Here is a 21254-nt window from a genome sequence, read left to right as displayed (position 1 = left end):
TCTTTATTTTAGCTTTCTAGTACAGCCTGTACTTTTTCTGCAGCTTCTTTAAGTGTAATTGCTGAGGAAACTTTCAATCCTGATTCATCGATAATCTTTGCACCTTCTTCAGCATTGGTGCCTTGAAGTCTCACGATGATCGGAACACGGATATCGCCGATTGATTTGTAAGCTTCAACTACTCCATTTGCAATCCGATCACATCTTACGATACCTCCGAAAACGTTGATTAGAATAGCCTTGACATTAGGATCTTTAAGGATAATTCTAAAACCAGCTTCTACTGTAGTAGCATTTGCTCCTCCTCCCACATCAAGGAAGTTGGCAGGCTCTCCTCCGGATAATTTGATCATATCCATAGTGGCCATAGCAAGTCCAGCTCCATTTACCATGCAGCCTACGTTTCCGTCAAGCTTTACATAGTTTAGTCCTGATTCGCCAGCCTCTACCTCCAAAGGATCTTCTTCTGCCAAATCTCTCAATTCGGCCAAATCTTTGTGTCTGTAAAGTGCGTTATCGTCAAGATTAACTTTGGCATCTACTGCCAAAATTTTATCATCAGAGGTCTTGAGTACAGGATTGATTTCAAACTGGGATGAATCTGTGCCTTCGTAAGCATTGTAAAGAGCAGTGATGAATTTCACCATTTCTTTGAATGCATTACCGCTCAATCCTAGTTTGAATGCAACTTTTCTAGCCTGAAAACCTTGAAGCCCTACCTTTGGATCGATCCATTCTTTGATGATTTTCTCAGGAGTCTTTTCAGCGACTTCTTCGATATCCATTCCACCTTCGGTAGAGGCCATGATCACATTTGACCCTGTTGCTCTATCAAGAAGAATGGAAAGGTAATATTCCTTTGGCTCAGAATCGCCAGGATAATAAACATCCTCAGCGATTAAGACTTTATTCACTTTTTTACCTTCAGGTCCAGTTTGATGTGTGACTAGCGTGCCTCCAAGGATGTTTTTTGCTTTTTCAGAAACTTCTCCCAAGTTTTTTGCGAGGACTACACCGTTAGATCCAGTTTCTTGAACCTTACCTTTTCCACGACCTCCGGCGTGAATTTGCGCCTTGATGACAAACCAAGATGTTCCGGTCTGGGCATTCAATTTTTCGGCTGCTTCATGTGCAGACTCTGGTGAATCTGCTACGATGCCTTCCTGAATTTTAACTCCGTAGCCTTTTAGTACTTCTTTAGCTTGATATTCGTGAATGTTCATCCTCTCAAAATTTTTGTGCGAAGTTAAGTGCTTCAAGTGGATAAATCAAACCTGCTAAATCTCTTTTTTCTGGAAAAAAGCGCTTAATTAATGATTATTATGGGCTTTTCCCCATTCAAAAATTTTACTTTTGCAAGATTAAATTTCTTAACTATGCTGAAAGCCAAAGGGATCCACAAGTCATACGGTTCGCTTCATGTATTGAAGGGGGTAGATTTAGAAATCAAACCTTCCGAGATTGTTTCCATAGTCGGTTCTTCTGGAGCTGGCAAGAGTACGCTGCTTCATATCTTGGGGACCTTGGATCATGCGGATAAGGGAATTGTGGAAATGGAGGGTCAGCAAATATCAGAAATGAGAGGTGAAAAGCTTGCTACTTTTCGAAATCAACAGATCGGATTTATTTTTCAATTTCATAATTTATTACCTGAGTTCACTGCATTGGAAAACATCCAAATTCCTGCCTACATTCAAGGCGAGAGTCAAATAAGTTCTCAGCGAAGAGCACATCAATTGGCCGAGATGCTCGGTATTACGGGGAGATTGGACCATAAGCCTGCTGAATTATCCGGTGGGGAACAGCAGCGGGTAGCCGTTGCAAGGGCATTGATTAATCAGCCCAAAGTGGTATTTGCTGATGAGCCTAGTGGCAATTTAGACTCAACAAACGCAAAACTGCTTCATGAATTGTTTTTTGCACTGAGAGAGGAGCTGGGACATGCATTTGTCATCGTTACCCACAATGAAGAGCTGGCCGAGATGGCTGATAGAAAAGTAATGATGCAGGATGGCTTGATTCTATGATTTTGAACTGAGCTTCTTTAGCATGCTTTCTATGTGACCTTTGGACTCAAACATGTCAGAAAATGCTGCGACTATCTTGTGCTCCTCGTCTAGCAGGTAGGTGATTCGTTTGGGCATTTTGACCAATGGAATAAGCGCATCATAGGCTTTGCAGACTTTTCCACTTCCATCAGAAAGCAGCTCGAAAGGCAGTCTAAACTCCTTTTTGAATCGCTCATGCGTTTCCAAATCATCTCTGCTGATTCCAAAAACAGGAATATTCAGATCCCGGAATGCGGCGAACTGATCTCTGAATTCACAAGCTTCGGCCGTGCAAACCTTGGTGAAATCCTTGGGATAAAAATAAAGAATCACTGCCTTCCCTTTCAAATCTTCCTGAAGTCTAAGCGTCGTTCCACTCGTCCCCTTGAGCGAAAAATCAGGTGCTTTGCTACCAATTTTAAGTGCCATATGCGCATTTAACTGAAATTTTTCAAGGAATGTTCGCTCTTGGATGATTTTCTCAGAACTCTTTCTGTTTACTTTGACTTTACTAATCTTAATCCACCCGAAAAAAAGCTAGCGTGAAAATCAATAGTGTGCAATCCATGATTTTGGCAGGGATCTTCTTTGCGCTCATGAATGTTTCGGTCAAATATGTTCCTCATATTCCAGCCATTGAGATTATACTTTTCAGATCTCTGTTCAGCTTGATATTTAGTTTTTTAATTCTGAAAAAACAGCATGTACCCGTTTTTGGAAATAATAAAAAACTTTTGATACTGAGAGGAGTGGTAGGTTCCATTGGTTTGATCGCTTTCTTCTACACCCTGCAGAAGATCCCCTTGGCCAGTGCGGTGACGATTCAGTACTTATCGCCGATTTTCACTACGATATTAGGAATATTCTTAGTTAAAGAACGGGTAAAACCGATTCAATTTCTCTGGTTTGGGATATCTTTTGCAGGGGTTTTTGTCTTGCAGGGCTTTGATACACGGGTCAACCTACTGTATGGATCCATAGGAGTGGTTTCGGCATTATTTTCTGGATTGGCTTACAATGTGATCCGTAAATTGAAAAACACAGAGCATCCTTTGGTAATCATTTTCTATTTTCCTTTGGTGACTTTGCCCTTCGCGGGATTGGTGAGTTACTTCACTTGGGTGCAGCCTGAAGGTTGGGATTGGGCTATTTTACTTTGGATAGGAATTTGTACCCAAGCAGCCCAGTACTTCATGACTATAGCCTATCAAAACGCTAACGTAGCCAAAGTGTCAAGTTTGAGTTATTTGGGTATTCTTTATGCTTTATTCTTTGGGTTCTTTTTATTCGGAGAGACTTTTGGGTTGATGTCTTATGTGGGAATGGCCTTAGTTTTGGCGGGGATCTTGTTAAATTTGAAAGAAAAATAAAAGATGTGGTTACATCTCCCCACTCTGCTTCGACCAAAAAAGAAACTACCTATAGTCATGAGCCCTAAATCGACTTCCAATTTATTTATTTTTATCCTGCTTTTGATGGCTATGAGCTCCTGCTTGGAGGATTCTGGGCGGAATACGGATGGTCAAAATGATTTTGACTGTGCCCTTTTCAGCTATTCAGATACGATTTATTACCTCAACGCTACTCAAAATATAGTCATCAATCCTGTCAATGCAGTTGAGGGTACATTTGAGGTCAGTCCAGAGGGACTGGCACTAAATGCCGATACAGGCGCCATTGACATCAATGCGAGTGAAACTGGCCTAAAGTACAAAATCACATTTACGCCGACGGGACAAACCACCACTTGTGAGCAATTTGTCACAATAGGAGGTGTAAACTATCCTGATGGTGTGTTTATTTTAGATCAAAATCAAAAATTGGTGGAGCCTATTTACAATGGCGTTCCCGGTCTTCCCATTCCCTGTTCTGATGACGACGATGATGATGACGATGATGACGACGACGATGATTGTGATTTTGATGTTGACAATCCTTCCGGGCAGTTGTTGGAGGACCTAGGTTTTGAAATTGACGACAAAGGAGTATTTGATTTACAGGCCACTGTAGAAAACGGCACCTTCGGTGCTACACCTACCAATGGACAAGTATTGGATGTGGAGTTATTTTACAGGATTCGGGACCTGAGCGCTTCAGCTTTAAATTCTATCCCGCTTCGATTCTTTTATTACGAAACGCTTGGGGATGTTCCTCAGGAGCTTTTGGATGATATTGAGGAAAAAAATGACTTGATAAATGAACTCAGGATGGGGAATTCAGTTAATTTTAGATTACTGAATACTACCCGGCCCACCGGAAAACCTAGACCGCCTTTCGTGGTAATTGTAGCAAGGTTTGAATAAAAGGGCCTGGTAGGAAATCCATTTTCCTGTGCCTAGAAAAATCCTAAGTTTTCTGATTTTCTGTTTTTTCTTTGCTCCATTTGAAGGTTTTGCTTTTCAATCTGTGCAAAAGCTGAAGGAGGCAAATAGGCTGTATAACTTGGCGTCACCTACAGAGGAAGATGACCAAAGAGCGATTGCGATTTATCAAGAAGTGCTTCAATATGCACCCGAGGTAGAGGATGCTGAAGAATACGTCTTAGCATCCGAACGTCTGGGAAATCTATTGCTTGTGTATGGAAATACGGAAGAAGGCAGCTCTGCCTATCGCAAAGCCATTCAAATCGCAAGAGCCTATAGACTTCCTGATTCTTTGATTTACAATTCCCACTTGTATCTCGGGGAGTCTCTTTTTTCCCTCAGCAAGTTGGATAGTTCAATTTATCATCTCAATCAGGCCGAACGAATCCAATCCTCATTAACTGGTGCAACTCAAGAAGAAAGATTATTCAATGCCCTAGGCGTCTATTATTTTGAGACGGGCAATTATTATCGCAGCATTGCATATTTCTCAAGGGCCGAATCCTACATTTCCGGTGCAGGAGGTGAATACGAGCGTTATGCTCGGTATAGTTTTTTGAGTAATAAAGCTTCTGCACTCTATCATCTGGAGCAGTATGACAGCGCAAGAAGAATCTATGAGAAATTGCTGGATTGGGATATTAATACCGATCAGGTCAATTTGAACTTAGCGAATACTTTTTTGAAGGAAGAAAACTCCCAAAATGCTTTATCGGTGCTTGATCGAGTGGATTCTGAGGAAGTCCGTTCCTCCCTTTCATATTTAAACTTACTCACTAAAGCTTACCTACAGAATGATAATCAGCAATTGGCTCATCAAAATTTAAAAAGAACCTCTGATGTGCTTGATAGCTTGGGACTAAGGAGAAAAAACTACCAAAAAGGAGTTTATTATGGGCTTTTGGGTCAGTACCATGAGCAGAAAGGTGACTTAAATCGAGCCCTCAAGAGCTACCATCAAGGAATTATCGAATTGCATCCCACTTTTACTAATTCCGATCTCTTTTCCAATCCAGAAAATTTTGAACTGGGAATGTCTTCGATTTCACTTTTCGAAATGCAGGCATTTAAGGCCAAGGCAGCTTGGAAACTGTATGCTGAATCTGGGGATTTGCAGTGGTATTCTCTGGGTAAAGAGACTTATCAATCTGCTTTCGAACTTGCCAATTACATCGGGCAAAAGTTTGATAATGATGAAGCAAGAGTTTTTTTAGGTGATCAAGTGCTTTCTGCTTATAGAGAGGGGATAGCGTTTCTTTTTAGCTATTCCGATTTAGCAGTGGATAGGATTCAATTGGCTTTTGAATGGGCTGAACAAAGTAAAGCCAATGCCCTTAGAATCAATAAAAATAGACAGGTACAACGGGCTGAAGCTGCAATACCATTAGCGATGCGGGAGGAAGAAAATAACCTGCTTTATGCCATTTCCAGGGTCTATGAAGAATTGTTTTCAAGTGAAAACCCGGAGCGACAAGAAGAATTAGAAGATAAATACAATGAACTCCAGGTTTCCCTCTCCCGATTGCGGGAAAAACAAAATGATTTTTTAGTCGAAACGAACTTAGAGACAAGTCAAAATTTCAATTCTATTTTAGAAGGTATCCCAGATGATCTGACCATACTTTCTTTTTTTGAAGGGAAATCTAGGCTTTACCTATTTAAGTTTTATCAGGGAGTGTTGGAAGGCAAACAGGTGGATTTTGATTACCTAGACTTAAAAAAATTAAGTCAATGGAGAGTTGAAATGCAAAAATTGCCCGCAGGAGTCCGGTATCAAACTCCTGAATATTTAATTTCTTTTTCCAGCTTACTTTTTAAAGATTGGACTGATAATTTGAGAAAAGATGCTAGGTTAATGATTATTCCTCATGGTAGATTTGGAGGATTACCTTTTGAGGCCTTTCCCTATCAGGAAGGCTTTTTGATTGAGGAGCATCCTGTGATTTATCAGCTTTCAGCATTTCAGATTGTGCCTAGTGAAAATTTGAAATTCAAGCTCGATGAAGTAGTGGGATTTGCTCCATTCTCTGTGGACGAACCCGCTTATTCATCCGAATTAGATATGCTCTATGGCTCGGCAGAAGAATTGAGTCAATTTAGCGGAAAACAGTATCTGGGAAGAGAAGCTACAATTGCTCGATTTATGGAGCAATGTCAAAATGCCCGCTTTCTCCACTTGGCTACCCATGCCAAGGCCTTTCCGGATGATCCTGATGCTTCCTTTATAGCCTTTTACCCTGAAAATCAAAACTTTCGGTTGTTTTCTAAGGAATTGAGTTTTCAGCAATTTGACAACTTGGAATTGGTGTATTTGAGTGCTTGTGAGACAGGAGGCGGACAATTGAGTGAATCGGAAGGAGCTATCAGTTTGGCGAGGAGCTTTATGCTGGCAGGATCCAAACAGGTAGTGACCACACTTTGGCTGACTGAGGACCGGGTAGCTAGTTATCTGTCACAAAAATTTTATAAGCGATTAGCATCAGGACAGACCGCTTCTCAGGCTCTGCAGACTGCCAAGTTGGAATTGCTTTCCGACCCTGAAATGGCTCAGTTTCGGCATCCCGCTTTTTGGTCTAATACTATTTTGATCGGTCAAGTGGAGAAAGAGCGGAGAAGCAATAGTTGGTTTTGGGGTCTTGGGATTGTGATTAGCTTGATAGTAATTTTTTATTTGGGAAGAAGGAAAAAAGAGTATTCTCTATCGAACTGAGTATTGACCTGTGCCAAAGGGATAAAAGAGTTTGTTGAAATAATTACCCCAAAAAAAATCCGGCAACTTTCGTCACCGGATTGCATCGCTGAAATTGTTGCCCTTACTTCAATTCCAGTTCGATTTCACTTGAATCTTCGATCTTTTGCAAAACTCTAGAATAGATTGACTGATTGGTTGATCTGTTAATGACCAATACACCGTCGGTTAAGTCTGCATTTTCAAGCTCGTCGTTGCTTATGCCAGAAAACCAACCTTGTCCGTCTATCTCCAGAAGGGCCAATGGATTATTGACTCCGTCTAAGAAGAACAACTCATCGTCTTCAGCTTCTAATTCTACTTCAAAATCCAAATCATCGTCATCGTCTCCAAATACTTCCAGCCTAAAAGGAATGCTGCTTCCGTCCTGCTTATTAAATATTCCTTCAAGATAAATTGAAGGCTCATTTCTATTATCAATTAGATCGATTTCAAATTCGATCTCCTCATAATTTCCAGCAGGGATATTGATGAAGAAATCCACGCCAGGATCCAATTCATTGAAATCAATTTTTTTGATTTCAGGAAACTTGTACTCGATCTCTCGCTCAAATTCCCCATTTTCATCTACACCTTCAGTTTCCAGTTCAATCTCCTTAACCTGAAGATATCCTGATCGAATATCCAATCCCGATGCAGTGACTCTAGCTCCGGGAACACTGTTGTTACTAAGTTTGACTCCTATACCCATTCTCACTTCACCTTCTCCGATGACAGTAGGCTCATCATCCGAATTACATGAAAATAAGGTTATAAGAGCAATCGCTCCAATAAATGATAGTTTTTGTAGGTTTTTCATAATGTATGTTGGTTTATTTCTTGGTCGTACCTGTTTGCAAAAATGTAACCAGCCTGATCCTTTTTTTTCAAATAAATATTGAAATAAGTTATTTCTACTTGATTTTCAACGATTTGTAGGTGTGTGGTTTTTTTGAAATGAAAGCTATGAAGGGCGGAAAGTCTTCATTTTCTGGGGTATTACGATTCGCTAAATTTCAATACTTTCAATTTTTCAAATTGAGAATCTTTACTTTCCACTGATCCAATCTCGAAACATTCCTACTGTAGGTATGATTCGGGTCATTTAGAATCTTTTGTATTCTTTCTTGAACCTCCGCGTAGTCTTTGGTCAAAATATTTGCTTTGACTAGATAATAGTCCACTTCATCTTGATAGAGATTTGCCCCGACAGATTGATTGGCAGTTTCAATGCTTTTCAACAATTGCTCCGCTTGTGCTCCTTCTTTCAACTCTAAGGCCGACATAGCAGCCAGAAAACTCATTTCTGTAGTTGGATCCAAAGTTTTGTCTACTAATTCGAGGACTCTTTCATGATTTCCATTTCTGTATTCATTTTCGAGGTCAGAAATATCTGTCTCGCCACGAGTCAAAGGAACCGAATAAGAAACAGTCTTGGACTCCAGGAAAGATTCTGGGCTGATGGTAATCACCATTAAAGTGGCCGCGCCTACCAAGAGAAAAAGTAAACTTGCTGCGATTCTACCAAGCCATAGACCTAAGTTTACCTGCTTGGTTTCCGCTTTAATACTTTTTCTTTCATGCAGATAGCTTTCTTGCACTTTTTGAATTTCTGCTCTCCATCCAGCCAGTTTTATAGCCTCAGTGGAAAGCTTCAAACTCTCCAACTCTACCCTGAGGGCTTCATTTTTGATGAGCTCGGATTGGATCTGACGGGTTAATTCGGGAGATGAAGTGCCCTGAAGGTATTCTTCCAATTGATCTATTTCAAATTTATTATTCATGACGCAAAGCTTTTTTCAGATTATGAGCAACTTCAGGAGAGTTTTTGACAGACTCAGTAAGAGATTTTAGGCATTTGTATTTTTTGTTTCTCAGAACTTGCTCTGAGCTGAAATCCAATCGCTCGCAGATTTCTTTCATATTCATTTCTTCATAATAAAAGAGTGTTAGAATGGATTTGCAGGTTTTGCCTAATTCAGAAAAAAGCCTCATAATATAATTCAAATTCTCCTGTTGGCTTATTGATTTGCTGATGTCGGGAGATAGATTTTCTGCTTCATCATAGTACTTTTCATTTCTGGCCTGCGTGGATTTTCGCTTTCTGATTTCTGTGATCCAAAGATTTTTGGTAATGCTGTACAGAAAAGACTTAATGGTCGATTCTCCTCTGAATTTGGCTTCCTGTATCAGTCTGACAAAGACCAGCATCACTTCCTGAATGGTATCCGCCGCATCGTCTGCATCTCCTGAGTTGCTCAGAATGTAGTGCTCCAGCATTCCGTAATGCTGGGAATAAAGCTGACTTAAGGCTTGATTTTGATTTGATTTATGCTGAATCATTTGAATGATTTCTTCATCATTAAATACTTTCTTTGGCTTCATGGGCTATTTCACTTCTAGGTCGAAACAGGTTTTTGATTTGTAATCGTAATTTCAATAATTCTTTTGAAATGCCCTGAGTTTGAATTTTCTTAAAAAGAAATCATGGATTGCTTCGGGAAGTCCAAAAGGCTGTTTTAATTTTAGTATCAATTTAAGCAAATGAAAATTACCAAAGACTTATATCAAGGAAGCTTGACGCTGCTGACGGATTTTTATCAATTGACCATGGCCTATGCCTACTGGAAATCGGGAAAAGGGGAGCAGGAAGCGATTTTCAATCTTTTTTTTAGAAAGCACCCGTTCCAAGGTGGATTTACCCTGACGGCAGGATTGGACTATGTGATCGACTATCTGGATAACTTTAAGTTTAAAAAAGAGGATTTACAGTATCTCGGTGAGATGAAAGCCAAAGATGGATCGGCCGTTTTTGAAGAAGGTTTTTTGGATTATTTGGATAATCTCCAATTTAGCTGTGATATCGAAGCGATAGAAGAGGGCACGGTGGTGTTTCCTAACATGCCCCTTATTCGGGTAAAGGGTCCTTTGATTCAATGTCAATTATTGGAAACCCCACTTTTGAACATTATCAATTTTCAAACGCTTATCGCCACCAAGGCTGCACGCGTAAACTTAGCCGCTAAAGGAGCACCCGTTTTGGAATTTGGTCTGCGAAGAGCTCAAGGGATCGATGGCGCATTAGCAGCAAGTCGGGCCTCTTTTATTGGGGGGTGTAGCTCGACGAGTAATGTTATGGCGGGAAAACTTTTCGGAATCCCTGTTTCTGGCACACATGCCCACAGTTGGATCATGTCTTTCGAGACAGAGTTGGAGGCTTTTGAAGCCTATGCTGATGCATTTCCCGATCAATGCATTTTCCTTGTCGATACCTATGACACGATCAATGGAATCAAAAACGCCATCAAAGTAGGTTTGGTACTCAGAGCCAAAGGAAAAGAGATGATGGGTATTCGTATAGACTCGGGAGATTTGACTTATTTCTCCAACAAAGCTCGGCAAATGCTGGATGAAGCTGGATTCCCTGATGCCAAAATCGTCGCTTCCAATGACCTCGATGAGCATCTGATCAGTTCCTTAAATACGCAGGAGGCCTCGATTGATATTTGGGGGGTAGGAACTAAACTGGTTACAGCCTTTGATCAACCTGCACTCGGTGCGGTGTACAAGCTCTCCGCCATCAAAGATGAGACGGGAGAATGGGTGCCAAAAATCAAACTCTCCCAACAATCCCTAAAAATAAATATACCGGGGGCGCATAGAGTCAGACGGTATTCTTCCAATGGGAAAGCTGTAGCTGATATGATTTACCTCGAAAATCAAGAAATCAATCCGCGAGGAACGGTCATCATTGACCCCTCTGACCCTACCAGAAGAAAGCGGATTATGCCGGCTTTTTACCAAGAGGAAGAATTACTGATCCCGATATTTAAAGGGGGAAAAGTAATCTATAAAAGCCCAAGCCTTCTGGACATCAAAGAAAGAGCAAAATGCCAATTAGCAGCTTTTGATAGTTCTCATAAGCGACTGGTCAACCCGCATCTTTACCCGGTAGGCTTGGAAGAAAATCTCCATCATCTAAGAATGGAGTTGGTACTAAAAGCGAAAAAATTTGAAAATGAAAAAGATGAATTCTAATTCTGCCCTGATAATAGTCGACGTACAATATGATTTCCTCCCTGGAGGAGCTTTGGCAGTCCATCAAGGAGATGAAATCATTCCTGTAATCAATATGCTACAAGCCGAATTTGACCTTATCCTCGCTACCCAAGATTGGCATCCAGCAGATCACAAAAGCTTTGCTGCCAATCATGAAGGTAAAAATGTCGGTGACTTCATTCAACTAGAAGGATTGAAGCAGATTCTTTGGCCCGTACACTGTGTGCAGGATTCAGAGGGGGCAAAATTTCATAAAGACTTGGATCAAAGCCGTTGGGCCGGAATTTTCCAGAAAGGGAAAAACCCGAAGGTAGATTCTTATTCAGGGTTCTTTGATAATGCCCGGAGAGGAGATACTGGATTGGGAGATTTTCTGAAATCAAAGGGAATCGAAAAAGTCTATGTATGCGGATTGGCTCAGGATTACTGTGTCAAGTTTACTGCATTAGATGCTATAAGTTTGGGGTTTGACACCTTTTTGATCGCCGATGCGACACGTCCCGTCAATTTAAATCCTTCAGATGGAGATCAGGCCCTTGTCGATCTGAAAAGTGCAGGAGTAAAAGTGATTCTTTCTACCCAAATTTAAGCCCATGTTTGAATACAATCCCGAAAAGCATTATCCCCAAGAAACGGAAAGTCGAGTAGTGATTCGTTTCCAAGATTGCGATCCATTGCAGCATTTGAATAATGCAAAGTATTTTGACTACTTCTTCAATGCCCGTGAGGATCAGGTTCCCAAATTATATGGAGTGGAGATGTTTGATATGATTCGTAAGTATAAATCCGCTTGGGTAGTCTATAATCACAACATCAGCTATGTCAAATCTGCCATGGTAGGAGAGTGGGTGCGAATCATGAGCCGTATCATTTGGCACAATCATAATACTGTCGTGGTAGAATATTATATGACAGATGATGTCAAGAGTCATCTGAAGACTTTGCTTTGGACTACGATGCGCTATGTGACGCTAGCCGAAGGTAAATCTACAGATCATCAGGGAGCAGTGGTGGATTTTCTCAAAGCTACCTCCGGAGACCTCGATATCAGTAGCATTTCCATCAAAGACCGAGTGAAGCAAGTTGCTAACGAATTGAAAAGAGGCTGATTCCTAACGGGAATTGTGTTGGAACGGACAAGACCTGTACAAAAGCGTACAGGTTTTTTTGTAAGGTCTAGGACTCTTCCAAATTTTTAAAAAATATTCAAATTAAATTTCATTAATAAACCCAACTTAATGCAACCTAAGGAGGAATTCTTTTTCCTTAAATCTGTACGTTTTTGATACAATTGGACAGGCTATTGACCAATTTTTATACAGGTTTCATGAATTATTGTCGGTTTGTCCAAAATATAATTTTAACAATCCCTTAAAATTTACAAAAAAATTTGATTTCCTAGTTTGATGAGAGTGACTCATGATTTTGAATTGGTATATCCTTCGCAATTAGACTGGCATAACAATACTAAACCAACAAAATTATGAAAACGCTATTCACATTCGCACTTGCAGGTCTTTTATCGACCGGATTATTCAGCTCTTCTTTTGCTGAGGACTTGGCTGCCAACTCAGAGGTCAAGGCAAAATTTAAAAAAGTAAATGTCCTACTGAAAGAGGGAGTGGGAAAAGTAAAAGTAGTCTTAATGGACAAGGAGGGCAAAATCCTCCACACCAAAAAAGTAACGGTCACTGATCAGCAAATGATCCTTCCTTACGATTTGAATGATATGCCTTGTGGTGCTTATCAGGTCAAAATCACTACAGATGAAGAAGAGGTCGTCTATGATGTAGCTACTTTCGAAAAACGTATTGCTGCAGAAAACTTGCCTTTGATGGCATATGGAAAAGTGGTCGATCAGCAGACGCTTAATTTATCAGTCATCGGACTTGAAGAGCCTGGGGTAGAAGTAAGCCTTAAGCACAATTTGAATGATAAAACCATTTTTTCTGAATATGTATCTCAGAAGGAAGGCTTTAGAAAGAATTACAAACTAAGAGGTATATCGCCTGAGGATGTTTATTTCGAATTGAAGGATGCCAAAGGAAGAAGCAAGAAGCTATATTTCTAATCGCATTTAAGAAGCTACATTCAAAAGTCCCTGATTTCGATCAGGGACTTTTTTGTGTTGTTCATTTCAAGTTTGAACCCATTGCCAATTGGATTTGACCGTTCGATGAATCTAATCTCATTTATAAGAAGGAAAACGACTGAAATCTTTATTTTTGAAGGATAAACCAATAAAGTATAAACCCAAATGTTTGGACTACCACGAATGATGTTTACGGAAGAGCATGATCTTTTCCGCCAAAGTGTTCGCGATTTTATCGCAAAAGAGATTACCCCCTTCAATGACGAATGGGAAAAGCAGAAAATGGTCTCCCGAGAATCTTGGCTCAAGCTAGGAGAAAATGGATTTTTAGGAATACAGGCCCCAGAAGAATTGGGAGGAATGAATATTCAGGATTTTCGATACAATGCCATATTGATCGAAGAATTGGGACTCAGTGGGTGCTCCGGCCCTGCGATTGGTTATCCGCTTCATAGCGATATTGTTCTGCCATATATTTTGCATTATGCTACGGAAGAGGCTAAGAAAAAATATGTTCCTAAGATGGTCTCCGGCGAATACATAGGTGCAGTAGCAATGACTGAACCCGGTGCGGGTTCGGATTTGCAGGGAATGAGAACCAGTGCCGAAGACAAAGGAGATCACTACTTGATCAACGGTTCCAAGACCTTTATCACCAATGGTTACCTATCTGATGTAGTCGTAGTGGCGGTGAAAACCGATCCATCAAAAGGGGCAAAAGGTATCAGTTTAGTTTTGATTGATAGAGAGATGCCTGGTTTTTCTAAAGGAAAGCCCTTCGAAAAAGTAGGTCTTCATGCCCAAGACACCTGCGAGCTCTTTTTTGAGGATGTGAAAGTTCCAAAAGAAAACCTACTGGGAAAAGAAGGGGATGGCTTTAAATATTTAATGACCGAATTGGCACAAGAGAGGCTTGTTGTAGCCCTAGCAGCAGTAGCCTTGGGAGAGTACATGCTGGATGAGACGGTGACTTATGTGAAAGAGCGTAAGGCTTTCAGTAAAAGTCTTTCAGAATTTCAAAATACCCGTTTCAAGCTTGCGGAGATGACTGCTGCATTGGAGCAGGGTAGGATTTACTGCGATCAGCTAGTGATGCTTCACAATGAGAAAAAACTAGATCCTGCCATGGCTTCTGCGGCCAAGTACAACATGACCGAGCTGCAGTGCAAGGTGGCCGATGAATGCGTCCAACTTCATGGGGGGTATGGCTACATGTGGGAGTATGGAGTGGCTAGAGCTTATGCCGATGCACGAGTACAGCGGATCTATGCAGGAACCAATGAAATCATGAAAGAACTGATTGCTAGGAAAATTTTAAAATAAAATTGGGCTTCGAGTAAACATTATTTGTCCGAATTATTTAAAATAGCAATCCACCCAAAATAATTGATGTATGAATGAATTCTCTTGGTTACAGCACTACCCTGCCTCAGTTGATAAATCAGTAGATGTAAAGGCCTATTCCAGTATTTCGGAACTTTTTGAAGAAAGTGTCCGAAAGTATGGGGACTCAGTGTCCTACGAATGTATGGGGAAGACCCTTTCCTTCCATGATTTGGATCGATTGAGTGGACATTTTGCAGCTTATTTGACTCAGGTGCTCCGATTGGAAAAGGGAAGCCGAATAGCGATACAGATGCCGAATATTTTGCAGTATCCTGTGGTAATGTTTGGAGCGCTGCGAGCAGGAATGGTAGTTGTGAATACTAATCCCCTCTACACACCTGCTGAGATGAAGCATCAGTTTAATGATGCAGAGGCGGATGTGATCGTGATTGTGGCCAATTTTGCTCATAACCTTGAAAAGATCCGTTCCCACATCGGAGCAAAGCATATTATAGTCACCGAATTGGGAGATCTTTTGGGTGGCCTGAAAGGCACGATTGTCAATTTGGTGGTCAAGTACATCAAAAAGATGGTGCCTGCGTATTCCATCCCTGGAGTAATTAGCCTAAAATCAGCCTTATCCCAAGGGGCTTCGCATTCATTTTCTCCAGCTACACTGTCCTTAGAGGACACGGCTTTTTTGCAGTATACAGGAGGGACTACAGGAGTATCCAAAGGTGCCGAATTGACTCATGGAAATATTGTAGCCAATATGCAGCAGATTTCTGCTTGGATGAAGCCCAAACTTAAGGAGCGGGAGGAAATCGTAGTCACTGCTTTGCCACTTTATCACATTTTTGCCTTGACAGTCAACTGTCTAGCTATGCTAAAAATTGGCGCACATAACCTATTGATTACTAATCCTAGGGATATGAATGCTTTTATCAAAGATTTAGCAAAGCATCAGTTTACGGTCTTTACAGGAGTGAATACGCTATTTAATGGATTGCTCAATCAGGAGAAATTTCTGCAGCTCGATTTTAGCGGATTGAAGATAGCTGTAGGAGGGGGAATGGCCGTTCAAAAAGCCACAGCAGAAAAATGGAAGAAAGTAACTGGAGTTCCTTTGGCAGAAGGCTACGGACTGACCGAAACTTCCCCGGTAGCCACCTGTAATCCCATTGACGGAACCGAGCGAATCGGTACCATTGGGGTGCCACTTCCCAATACCGAAGTGATGATTGCCGATGATGAGGGAAAAGCTATACCTATTGGAGATCGAGGCGAAGTCTTGATCAAAGGCCCACAAGTCATGAAAGGCTACTGGAGACGTCCTGAGGAGACAGAAATTGTGATGGTTGGGGATTGGTTTAAGAGTGGAGATATAGGGGTAATGGATGAGGATGGTTTTGTGAAAATCGTAGACCGGAAGAAAGAAATGATTTTGGTCTCTGGGTTTAATGTTTACCCTAATGAAGTAGAGGATGTGATTGCATCCTTTCCGGGTGTCTTAGAAGTAGGCGTGATCGGAATACCCGATCCTAAATCTACCGAAAGGGTAGTTGCCTATGTAGTAAAAAATGAGAATTCAGTAACAGCTGAAAAGATCATTGCTCACTGTCATGAGTCCCTGACCAATTACAAAGTACCTAAGGAAGTACATTTTACTGAGGAACTTCCCAAGTCCAATGTGGGAAAAATCCTTCGCCGAAAAATCAAAGAAGCCCATCAGGAGAAAGTGCAGTAAGAAAATAATGTGATTATCTGGAATTCTGTCGACAAAACTCATTTTACAGTGCAGGAGACGGAAGACCGAAGACGGGAGACGGGAGACCGAAGTCGGGAAAAAGCCCGAGAAAAATCAAATCTTCTCGGGCTTTTTGGTTTTGGAGGGTTAATTCAATACCTATCCTTTTTGAAATCATTCATTTTCCTCATAATAGTAGGAGTAGTCAATTCCTTTCATAAACATCTCTCTACTATCAATTTTGCTGGTAAGGGCTTTCTCCAGTAGTCCTTTTATAGCGGTACTGTCTGTGACACTTTTCACCATGGCTTGCATGTATTCAGATTTACCAATTTTACTCCAGTCGACGCATTTTTTTAGACGCTTCTTCAATATCAAATCCAGCCAAATGCGAGCACTTCTCCCATTGCCTTCCAAGAAGGGATGAGCAATATTCATCTCCACATATTTTTCAGCAATTTCGTCAAACGAGTTTTCAGGCATCGAGTCTATATGCTTTAATGTGGAATCAAGAAACCGAGCTAAAGCAAATTGAAAACCTCCTTTGGATATATTTTTTTGTCTGATTTGCCCGGTAAAATCATATAAGCCACCAAACAAGTAGGCATGAATCTGCTGCAATCCTTTAGAAGTTCCTATTTCTATATGCTCAAGAAACGAACTGTCAAAAAGCGCATAAGCCTTCTTTTTACTTTTTCCGTCTATGCTTTCGTCGCTGTAGGTAAACCATTCAATAAATCGATTGGCTTTTGTACTTGGAAATGTTTTTCCTAAGGCTATAATGCCTTTGTAGTCCAGCATATCTGACTTGTATTTTTTTCCATCTGCGGCAGTTAACTTCAGTTGGGTAGTGGCACTAACCAACTGACTACCCTCTTTCTTTAGTTTGGCTTTTAGGTATTTCCAGTAGTTCCGGGTTTTGGTGTAATCGTCCTGATCGGTAAGCACTGCCACAATATCCAAAACCGAAAACCACCATTTGGCGTTTTGCTCGTCCCACAAGGCACGCACCTCACGGTCATCAAAAAAACGGATGGATATTTTTTGTGGCTCTTTCATTTTTCTATTCTCTGATGTACCGGGTCATCTTTTGCTGCTATTATCCTTACTGTAACAAGCCAGCTTTAATAGGATCAATTTTCTCAACCCGTTTACTTCTCAGTTAATGGTGACTATTTTATCTAGCGATACTAGCTATGCTCATTTTCCGCTATTTTCAATTATCTCTATTTCCTCTTCGGTGAGTCCATAAAGTTGGTAAACTAATTGGTCTATTTCTTTTTCAAGGGTCTTAGTATCTGCTGTTAGGTCTTGTTTTTTGACTTCAATTATATTAATTATGGATTGAATTAATTTTTCATCTTTAATCAGAATTGGATTGAAAGGTAATTTAAGCAAATGAATTATTTTCGTTTCTACAAATGTATTTCCTAGTGAAGGAGCAATAATTTTTCGAATATAGTAATTTGCAAATTTTGAGTTAAGCAACCCTAATATTGGTAATAGACTAAAATAACTATTTTGATTATAATTTTTGAATTGAATAGAGAAGAAATTGTTTGAAGCATAATTTGCTTCATCAATAAAAGCTTTAAATGGATTGCCTGTTCTTGTTAAATAGATTTTCGGTTGACTAAAGATGTTTTCATCTCTCAAAGAGGCATACTCTCCATTTGATTTATCAATTATACTTTCTCTATAATCAACAAACCACCCCGACCTGTAAGAAATATAATTCTCAATTTTATCGCCCGCTCTACCCCCAAGAAACATGGGTTTTTCATTTCTTGAAACTTTTTCTTTTTTGAATAGCTTTTCTCTAATATTACCTGAATGTATACCTTCATGACATTGGAGGAATTCATTTAAAGTATGAAAAGACCTTAGCTTATTAAGAATTGCTATATGAGCTGAGCTCAAAAGAATATTGTAAGTATAATCATATTCTTTTAAAATAAAGTTTTCCTTTGTTATAAGTTCATTATTTTCAATTACTTTTGAGTTTCTGTAAAATCTTGTATAAATATTGCAAACTTCAGTATTAGATGTTTTATCAATAAATAAAGTACAGACATCATGCTCTACATCTAAAAAGGGTCTAACAATATCTGGTATTGCGGTATTTTGATACCAAGACAGTTTATAAAGACTTTTAGAACAGAGCATTCTTGTTTTTTCGAAGTCTTTAACTAAAATACTATCCGGCAAAATCTGTGTAATTAATGAGCGACTAATTTGAAAAGAAAGACCTATAAAATATGCATATGTATTTGGTGTTGAACTATCAATTTCATCATACTTTGCCTTAAAGTACTTTTTTTGTTCTTTTGTTAATGAAGCACCCCAAGGCGGATTTCCAATCACCACATCAAATCCCACAAAATCACCTTCATCATTGAGCACTTCTGGAAATTCAAAACGCCATTCAAAAGCATTTTCAAAAATTTTATTGGCTTTTATTTCTTCGATTTCGGTGCTGAGCTTTTCGAGTTCTACTTCCAGTTTTTCTATTCGCTTTTTCCGATCTCTTTTTTCTTTGGCGGATTCATCGAATAGCCCTGTCTGCATCGTAAGATTATAGAGTTCTCCACTTAGCTTGGCTTTTCGCTTAAGTTTAGGATCATTATTGGAAATTTCACTCCTGAAATCTGATTTGATATCAGCAATCAACTTCTCCATTTCTCTTTTTTGCTCTTTATTTTGAGCGTTTCTATAGGTATCCACCGCCACCCGATAGCTGTCTATAGACCACTTGCTTTTTTTCAGGGCCTGCTTCAAATCTGCATCGATGGCAAATCGGCTTACCAAAGAATTACCACATTTGATGTTGATGTCAATGTTTGGCAGTGTTTCGAGTTCAGTAGAGTTTTTATAGTAAGCATTTTTTAGCAACTCAATCCATAAACGCAAACGGCAAATCTTGACGGAATTTGGGTTGATATCCACTCCGAAAAGGCAGTTTTCAATGATAGTTTGCTTTTCGTGAAAAAGTGTTTCTTGAATGCGTTGACTCTCCTTGTTGTTTGGATTGTAGTCGAAAAGTTCTCCTTCCTCGTCTGTGATGATAAGTTCATCATTGACTACTTCTACCTGGTATTCCTTCAACCGTCTACCGTTTCGGTCTTGTAGAATATTCAAGTCGTTTTTGACGGCAATCATTTCATTGAGTGCCGAAACCAAAAAGTGACCGGACCCCACGGCAGGATCACAAATTTTTAAGCTGTTTACAATCTCATTGGCCTCTTGCCGGTCTTCAATCTGATCATAGAGCTCTTCAAGATCTTGGCATTTCCAATTTTTGGTTTCGTTGAATTTCTGAACTACGGCTTTGCGAATGGTCTCACGACACATGTACATGGTAATGAAGCCAGGAGTAAAGAATGAACCGTCTTTGTAACCGTTAATCTTCTCGAAGATCAAGCCAAGAACCGAAGCGTTAATCAGAGATTTGTTTTCTTCTTGAATTTCTTCTGAGCCTTCGCTGCTGAAATCATAAGCATTCAGGAACTCAAACAGATACTCCAGGGTATTCAGTCTTCCTGTTCGCTTTTTCCCATTCTGATCTTTCAGAACGGTTGACGAAATAATCGGAATTGACTTGTCGTCTCGAAGATTACTGATAAAAAGAGTATCCTGCTCAATTTCAGTAGGTTCAAAGAGCGAGGAGTTCAGATAAGGGACTTTCTCAAAAGCCTTGATAACATCTTCGTTACGCTCCTCATGTTTTCTTGCCAAAACCTGAAAAAACAAGCTATTCAGATCATCATAGTTTTTGATTTTATCAAGATTCAGAAACGAATAAGACTTATCTCCCTTATGATAAGTGATCAGTTGTGCTTCCAATAATTTCAGAAAAAGAATTCTATTGATCCAGGTGATTGAAAGCTCAAGTGCCACATTGAAAAGTCTTTCTTGCTGGTCTTTTCCAAATTGGCTTGGCTTTTCTAAACGACTCAGTTTGTCCAAACTGTCCAATTGAATAATAGCATCCTCTAGGAGAGTTCCGGTGTGTCGTTCGCCTGCCTTGTTCCGCTGAATAAGTTTCTTACTGCCATCCTTTATTTCCGTCAAACCAATGATATGCAGCAATTCACTGTAAAATCGTTTGTCAAGGCTATTGCTGTCATTCGTGAATGGAAGTTTTAAAAGATGTTCAGGGGATAAGAGTTTGAAAAGCGCAATAAGTTTGGTGTCATCTGCTTTGTCTTCATTTCGCAAAGGCTTTTGATAGTCCTGCAAATTGAAGTAGGTAAACTCAATCTCGGATTTGATGTCTGCAATAAAAGGCTCGGCAATTTGCTTGTAGAAAAAGTCAGTTCTGGTTTCTGCCAATCTACCACCTTCAAAGTCCTGAAATTGCTTGACGAGTTTCTTGTTTTGGGCGAAAAGTCTGTCGAAAGTGTTAGCGTCAAAAATGAACCATTCATTGATATTTGTAATAATCAAATGCTTAGTTTCAAGGTTGTTTTGTGTGATTCTCTCTCGCAAGTAGTAAAGTACCAATTCCTGAAAAGCCTTTGCATTCAGCTTGTCAGATGAGATCATTTCTGTCCTATTGGTCGGTTTCTTGGCCTCGATGATTACACCAACTGTGCTTTTTGCCTTGTCCCCATTGTGAATGACCAAATCGTTTCTTCCTTTGGTATTGATGAAATGATTTGGGTCATAATAGGTCTTTTTGAGAAAATCAATAACAAGGTTTTTATGAAACTCTTCAGACTCCGTGTCATTGGTTCGGTCAAGTAATTGGATAAGATTCGCCTTGAAACCTTCGATTTCAGTCCTGTTGGGTTTTACTTTCAGAAAGGCTTTATTCAGCGCCTTTCTCGGTTTCAGTCTTTTTATTTGTTCACTCATTGATTAAAAATCTTATCAAAATTTGCGTTCTCCA

Annotated in this window: 17 protein-coding genes; 10 read left to right on the top strand and 7 right to left on the bottom strand. The window is 39.9% G+C overall.

Annotation, left to right across the window (positions count from 1 at the left end; all coding sequences use genetic code 11):
* Positions 1–8 precede the first annotated feature (8 nt).
* Entirely contained in the window at positions 9–1223 is a 1215-nt protein-coding gene (gene sucC / locus BLQ57_RS14880; RefSeq protein ID WP_087940298.1) for an ADP-forming succinate--CoA ligase subunit beta, read from the bottom strand.
* Positions 1224–1376: 153 nt separating this feature from the next.
* On the opposite strand from sucC, the gene BLQ57_RS14875 reads away from it, so the two are divergent.
* A complete protein-coding gene (locus BLQ57_RS14875; protein WP_087940326.1) occupies positions 1377–2027 on the top strand; it encodes an ABC transporter ATP-binding protein in 651 nt (216 codons plus the stop codon).
* Here the strand turns inward: BLQ57_RS14875 and BLQ57_RS14870 are convergent.
* Positions 2022–2477 carry a peroxiredoxin gene (locus BLQ57_RS14870; protein ID WP_087940299.1) on the bottom strand — a complete coding sequence of 152 codons (456 nt, stop codon included), beginning with the start codon at positions 2475–2477 and terminating at the stop codon, positions 2022–2024. The genes BLQ57_RS14875 and BLQ57_RS14870 overlap by 6 nt on opposite strands.
* A gap of 137 nt (positions 2478–2614) precedes the next feature.
* On the opposite strand from BLQ57_RS14870, the gene BLQ57_RS14865 reads away from it, so the two are divergent.
* Genes BLQ57_RS14865 through BLQ57_RS14855 form a run of 3 tightly spaced genes read left to right on the top strand, consistent with a single transcriptional unit; the run spans position 2615 to position 7121 of the window.
* Entirely contained in the window at positions 2615–3418 is an 804-nt protein-coding gene (locus BLQ57_RS14865) for a DMT family transporter (RefSeq protein WP_087940327.1), read from the top strand.
* 57 nt (positions 3419–3475) lie between these two features.
* Positions 3476–4351 (top strand): hypothetical protein, encoded by an 876-nt coding sequence (locus BLQ57_RS14860; RefSeq protein ID WP_092824148.1) that lies wholly within the window; start codon positions 3476–3478, stop codon positions 4349–4351.
* A 28-nt stretch (positions 4352–4379) separates the two neighbouring features.
* Entirely contained in the window at positions 4380–7121 is a 2742-nt protein-coding gene (locus BLQ57_RS14855) for a CHAT domain-containing protein (protein ID WP_087940301.1), read from the top strand.
* A 103-nt stretch (positions 7122–7224) separates the two neighbouring features.
* On the opposite strand, the gene BLQ57_RS14850 is transcribed toward BLQ57_RS14855, so the two are convergent.
* The 3 genes from BLQ57_RS14850 to BLQ57_RS14840 form a co-directional block, all read right to left on the bottom strand.
* Entirely contained in the window at positions 7225–7959 is a 735-nt protein-coding gene (locus BLQ57_RS14850) for a hypothetical protein (protein WP_087940302.1), read from the bottom strand.
* 205 nt (positions 7960–8164) lie between these two features.
* Positions 8165–8923 carry a hypothetical protein gene (locus tag BLQ57_RS14845; protein WP_087940303.1) on the bottom strand — a complete coding sequence of 253 codons (759 nt, stop codon included), beginning with the start codon at positions 8921–8923 and terminating at the stop codon, positions 8165–8167.
* Positions 8916–9524, bottom strand: coding sequence for an RNA polymerase sigma factor (locus BLQ57_RS14840; RefSeq protein ID WP_087940304.1), 609 nt, complete (start codon positions 9522–9524; stop codon positions 8916–8918). Before BLQ57_RS14840 ends, BLQ57_RS14845 begins: the two co-directional genes overlap by 8 nt.
* A 159-nt stretch (positions 9525–9683) precedes the next feature.
* On the opposite strand from BLQ57_RS14840, the gene BLQ57_RS14835 reads away from it, so the two are divergent.
* The 6 genes from BLQ57_RS14835 to BLQ57_RS14810 all read left to right on the top strand — a co-directional run bounded on the left by BLQ57_RS14835 (position 9684) and on the right by BLQ57_RS14810 (position 16363).
* The gene (locus tag BLQ57_RS14835; protein ID WP_087940305.1) at positions 9684–11177 is read left to right on the top strand and encodes a nicotinate phosphoribosyltransferase; all 1494 of its coding nucleotides are present in this window, start codon (positions 9684–9686) and stop codon (positions 11175–11177) included.
* Entirely contained in the window at positions 11158–11787 is a 630-nt protein-coding gene (gene pncA, locus BLQ57_RS14830) for a bifunctional nicotinamidase/pyrazinamidase (protein ID WP_240507835.1), read from the top strand. Before BLQ57_RS14835 ends, pncA begins: the two co-directional genes overlap by 20 nt.
* 4 nt (positions 11788–11791) lie before the next feature.
* Positions 11792–12307 (top strand): acyl-CoA thioesterase, encoded by a 516-nt coding sequence (locus BLQ57_RS14825; protein ID WP_087940306.1) that lies wholly within the window; start codon positions 11792–11794, stop codon positions 12305–12307.
* Between the two features lie 374 nt (positions 12308–12681).
* Positions 12682–13269, top strand: coding sequence for a hypothetical protein (locus BLQ57_RS14820; protein ID WP_087940307.1), 588 nt, complete (start codon positions 12682–12684; stop codon positions 13267–13269).
* Between the two features lie 186 nt (positions 13270–13455).
* A complete protein-coding gene (locus BLQ57_RS14815) occupies positions 13456–14613 on the top strand; it encodes an acyl-CoA dehydrogenase family protein (protein ID WP_087940308.1) in 1158 nt (385 codons plus the stop codon).
* Between the two features lie 70 nt (positions 14614–14683).
* Positions 14684–16363: an AMP-binding protein gene (locus BLQ57_RS14810; protein ID WP_087940309.1), complete on the top strand. Its 1680-nt coding sequence runs from the start codon at positions 14684–14686 to the stop codon at positions 16361–16363.
* Between the two features lie 174 nt (positions 16364–16537).
* On the opposite strand, the gene fic is transcribed toward BLQ57_RS14810, so the two are convergent.
* On the bottom strand, positions 16538–17422 hold the full coding sequence (gene fic / locus BLQ57_RS21700; protein ID WP_087940310.1) for a protein adenylyltransferase Fic: 885 nt from the start codon (positions 17420–17422) through the stop codon (positions 16538–16540).
* Positions 17423–17563: 141 nt separating this feature from the next.
* Positions 17564–21220, bottom strand: a complete 3657-nt coding sequence (locus BLQ57_RS14800; RefSeq protein WP_087940311.1) for a DUF7149 domain-containing protein — start codon at positions 21218–21220, stop codon at positions 17564–17566.
* Positions 21221–21254: the final 34 nt, after the last annotated feature.

It is taken from the genome of Algoriphagus faecimaris, assembly GCF_900101705.1.
Classification (GTDB): domain Bacteria; phylum Bacteroidota; class Bacteroidia; order Cytophagales; family Cyclobacteriaceae; genus Algoriphagus; species Algoriphagus faecimaris.
This window is presented reverse-complemented; position numbering and strand designations above follow the sequence as displayed.

Coding starts and splice junctions, on each gene's coding strand:
- sucC (WP_087940298.1), bottom strand. CDS start 1,223: ATGAACATTCACGAATATCAAGCTAAAGAAGTACTAAAAGGCTACGGA.
- BLQ57_RS14875 (WP_087940326.1), top strand. CDS start 1,377: ATGCTGAAAGCCAAAGGGATCCACAAGTCATACGGTTCGCTTCATGTA.
- BLQ57_RS14870 (WP_087940299.1), bottom strand. CDS start 2,477: ATGGCACTTAAAATTGGTAGCAAAGCACCTGATTTTTCGCTCAAGGGG.
- BLQ57_RS14865 (WP_087940327.1), top strand. CDS start 2,615: ATGATTTTGGCAGGGATCTTCTTTGCGCTCATGAATGTTTCGGTCAAA.
- BLQ57_RS14860 (WP_092824148.1), top strand. CDS start 3,476: ATGAGCCCTAAATCGACTTCCAATTTATTTATTTTTATCCTGCTTTTG.
- BLQ57_RS14850 (WP_087940302.1), bottom strand. CDS start 7,959: ATGAAAAACCTACAAAAACTATCATTTATTGGAGCGATTGCTCTTATA.
- BLQ57_RS14845 (WP_087940303.1), bottom strand. CDS start 8,923: ATGAATAATAAATTTGAAATAGATCAATTGGAAGAATACCTTCAGGGC.
- BLQ57_RS14840 (WP_087940304.1), bottom strand. CDS start 9,524: ATGAAGCCAAAGAAAGTATTTAATGATGAAGAAATCATTCAAATGATT.
- BLQ57_RS14835 (WP_087940305.1), top strand. CDS start 9,684: ATGAAAATTACCAAAGACTTATATCAAGGAAGCTTGACGCTGCTGACG.
- pncA (WP_240507835.1), top strand. CDS start 11,158: ATGAAAAAGATGAATTCTAATTCTGCCCTGATAATAGTCGACGTACAA.
- BLQ57_RS14825 (WP_087940306.1), top strand. CDS start 11,792: ATGTTTGAATACAATCCCGAAAAGCATTATCCCCAAGAAACGGAAAGT.
- BLQ57_RS14820 (WP_087940307.1), top strand. CDS start 12,682: ATGAAAACGCTATTCACATTCGCACTTGCAGGTCTTTTATCGACCGGA.
- BLQ57_RS14815 (WP_087940308.1), top strand. CDS start 13,456: ATGTTTGGACTACCACGAATGATGTTTACGGAAGAGCATGATCTTTTC.
- BLQ57_RS14810 (WP_087940309.1), top strand. CDS start 14,684: ATGAATGAATTCTCTTGGTTACAGCACTACCCTGCCTCAGTTGATAAA.
- fic (WP_087940310.1), bottom strand. CDS start 17,422: ATGAAAGAGCCACAAAAAATATCCATCCGTTTTTTTGATGACCGTGAG.
- BLQ57_RS14800 (WP_087940311.1), bottom strand. CDS start 21,220: ATGAGTGAACAAATAAAAAGACTGAAACCGAGAAAGGCGCTGAATAAA.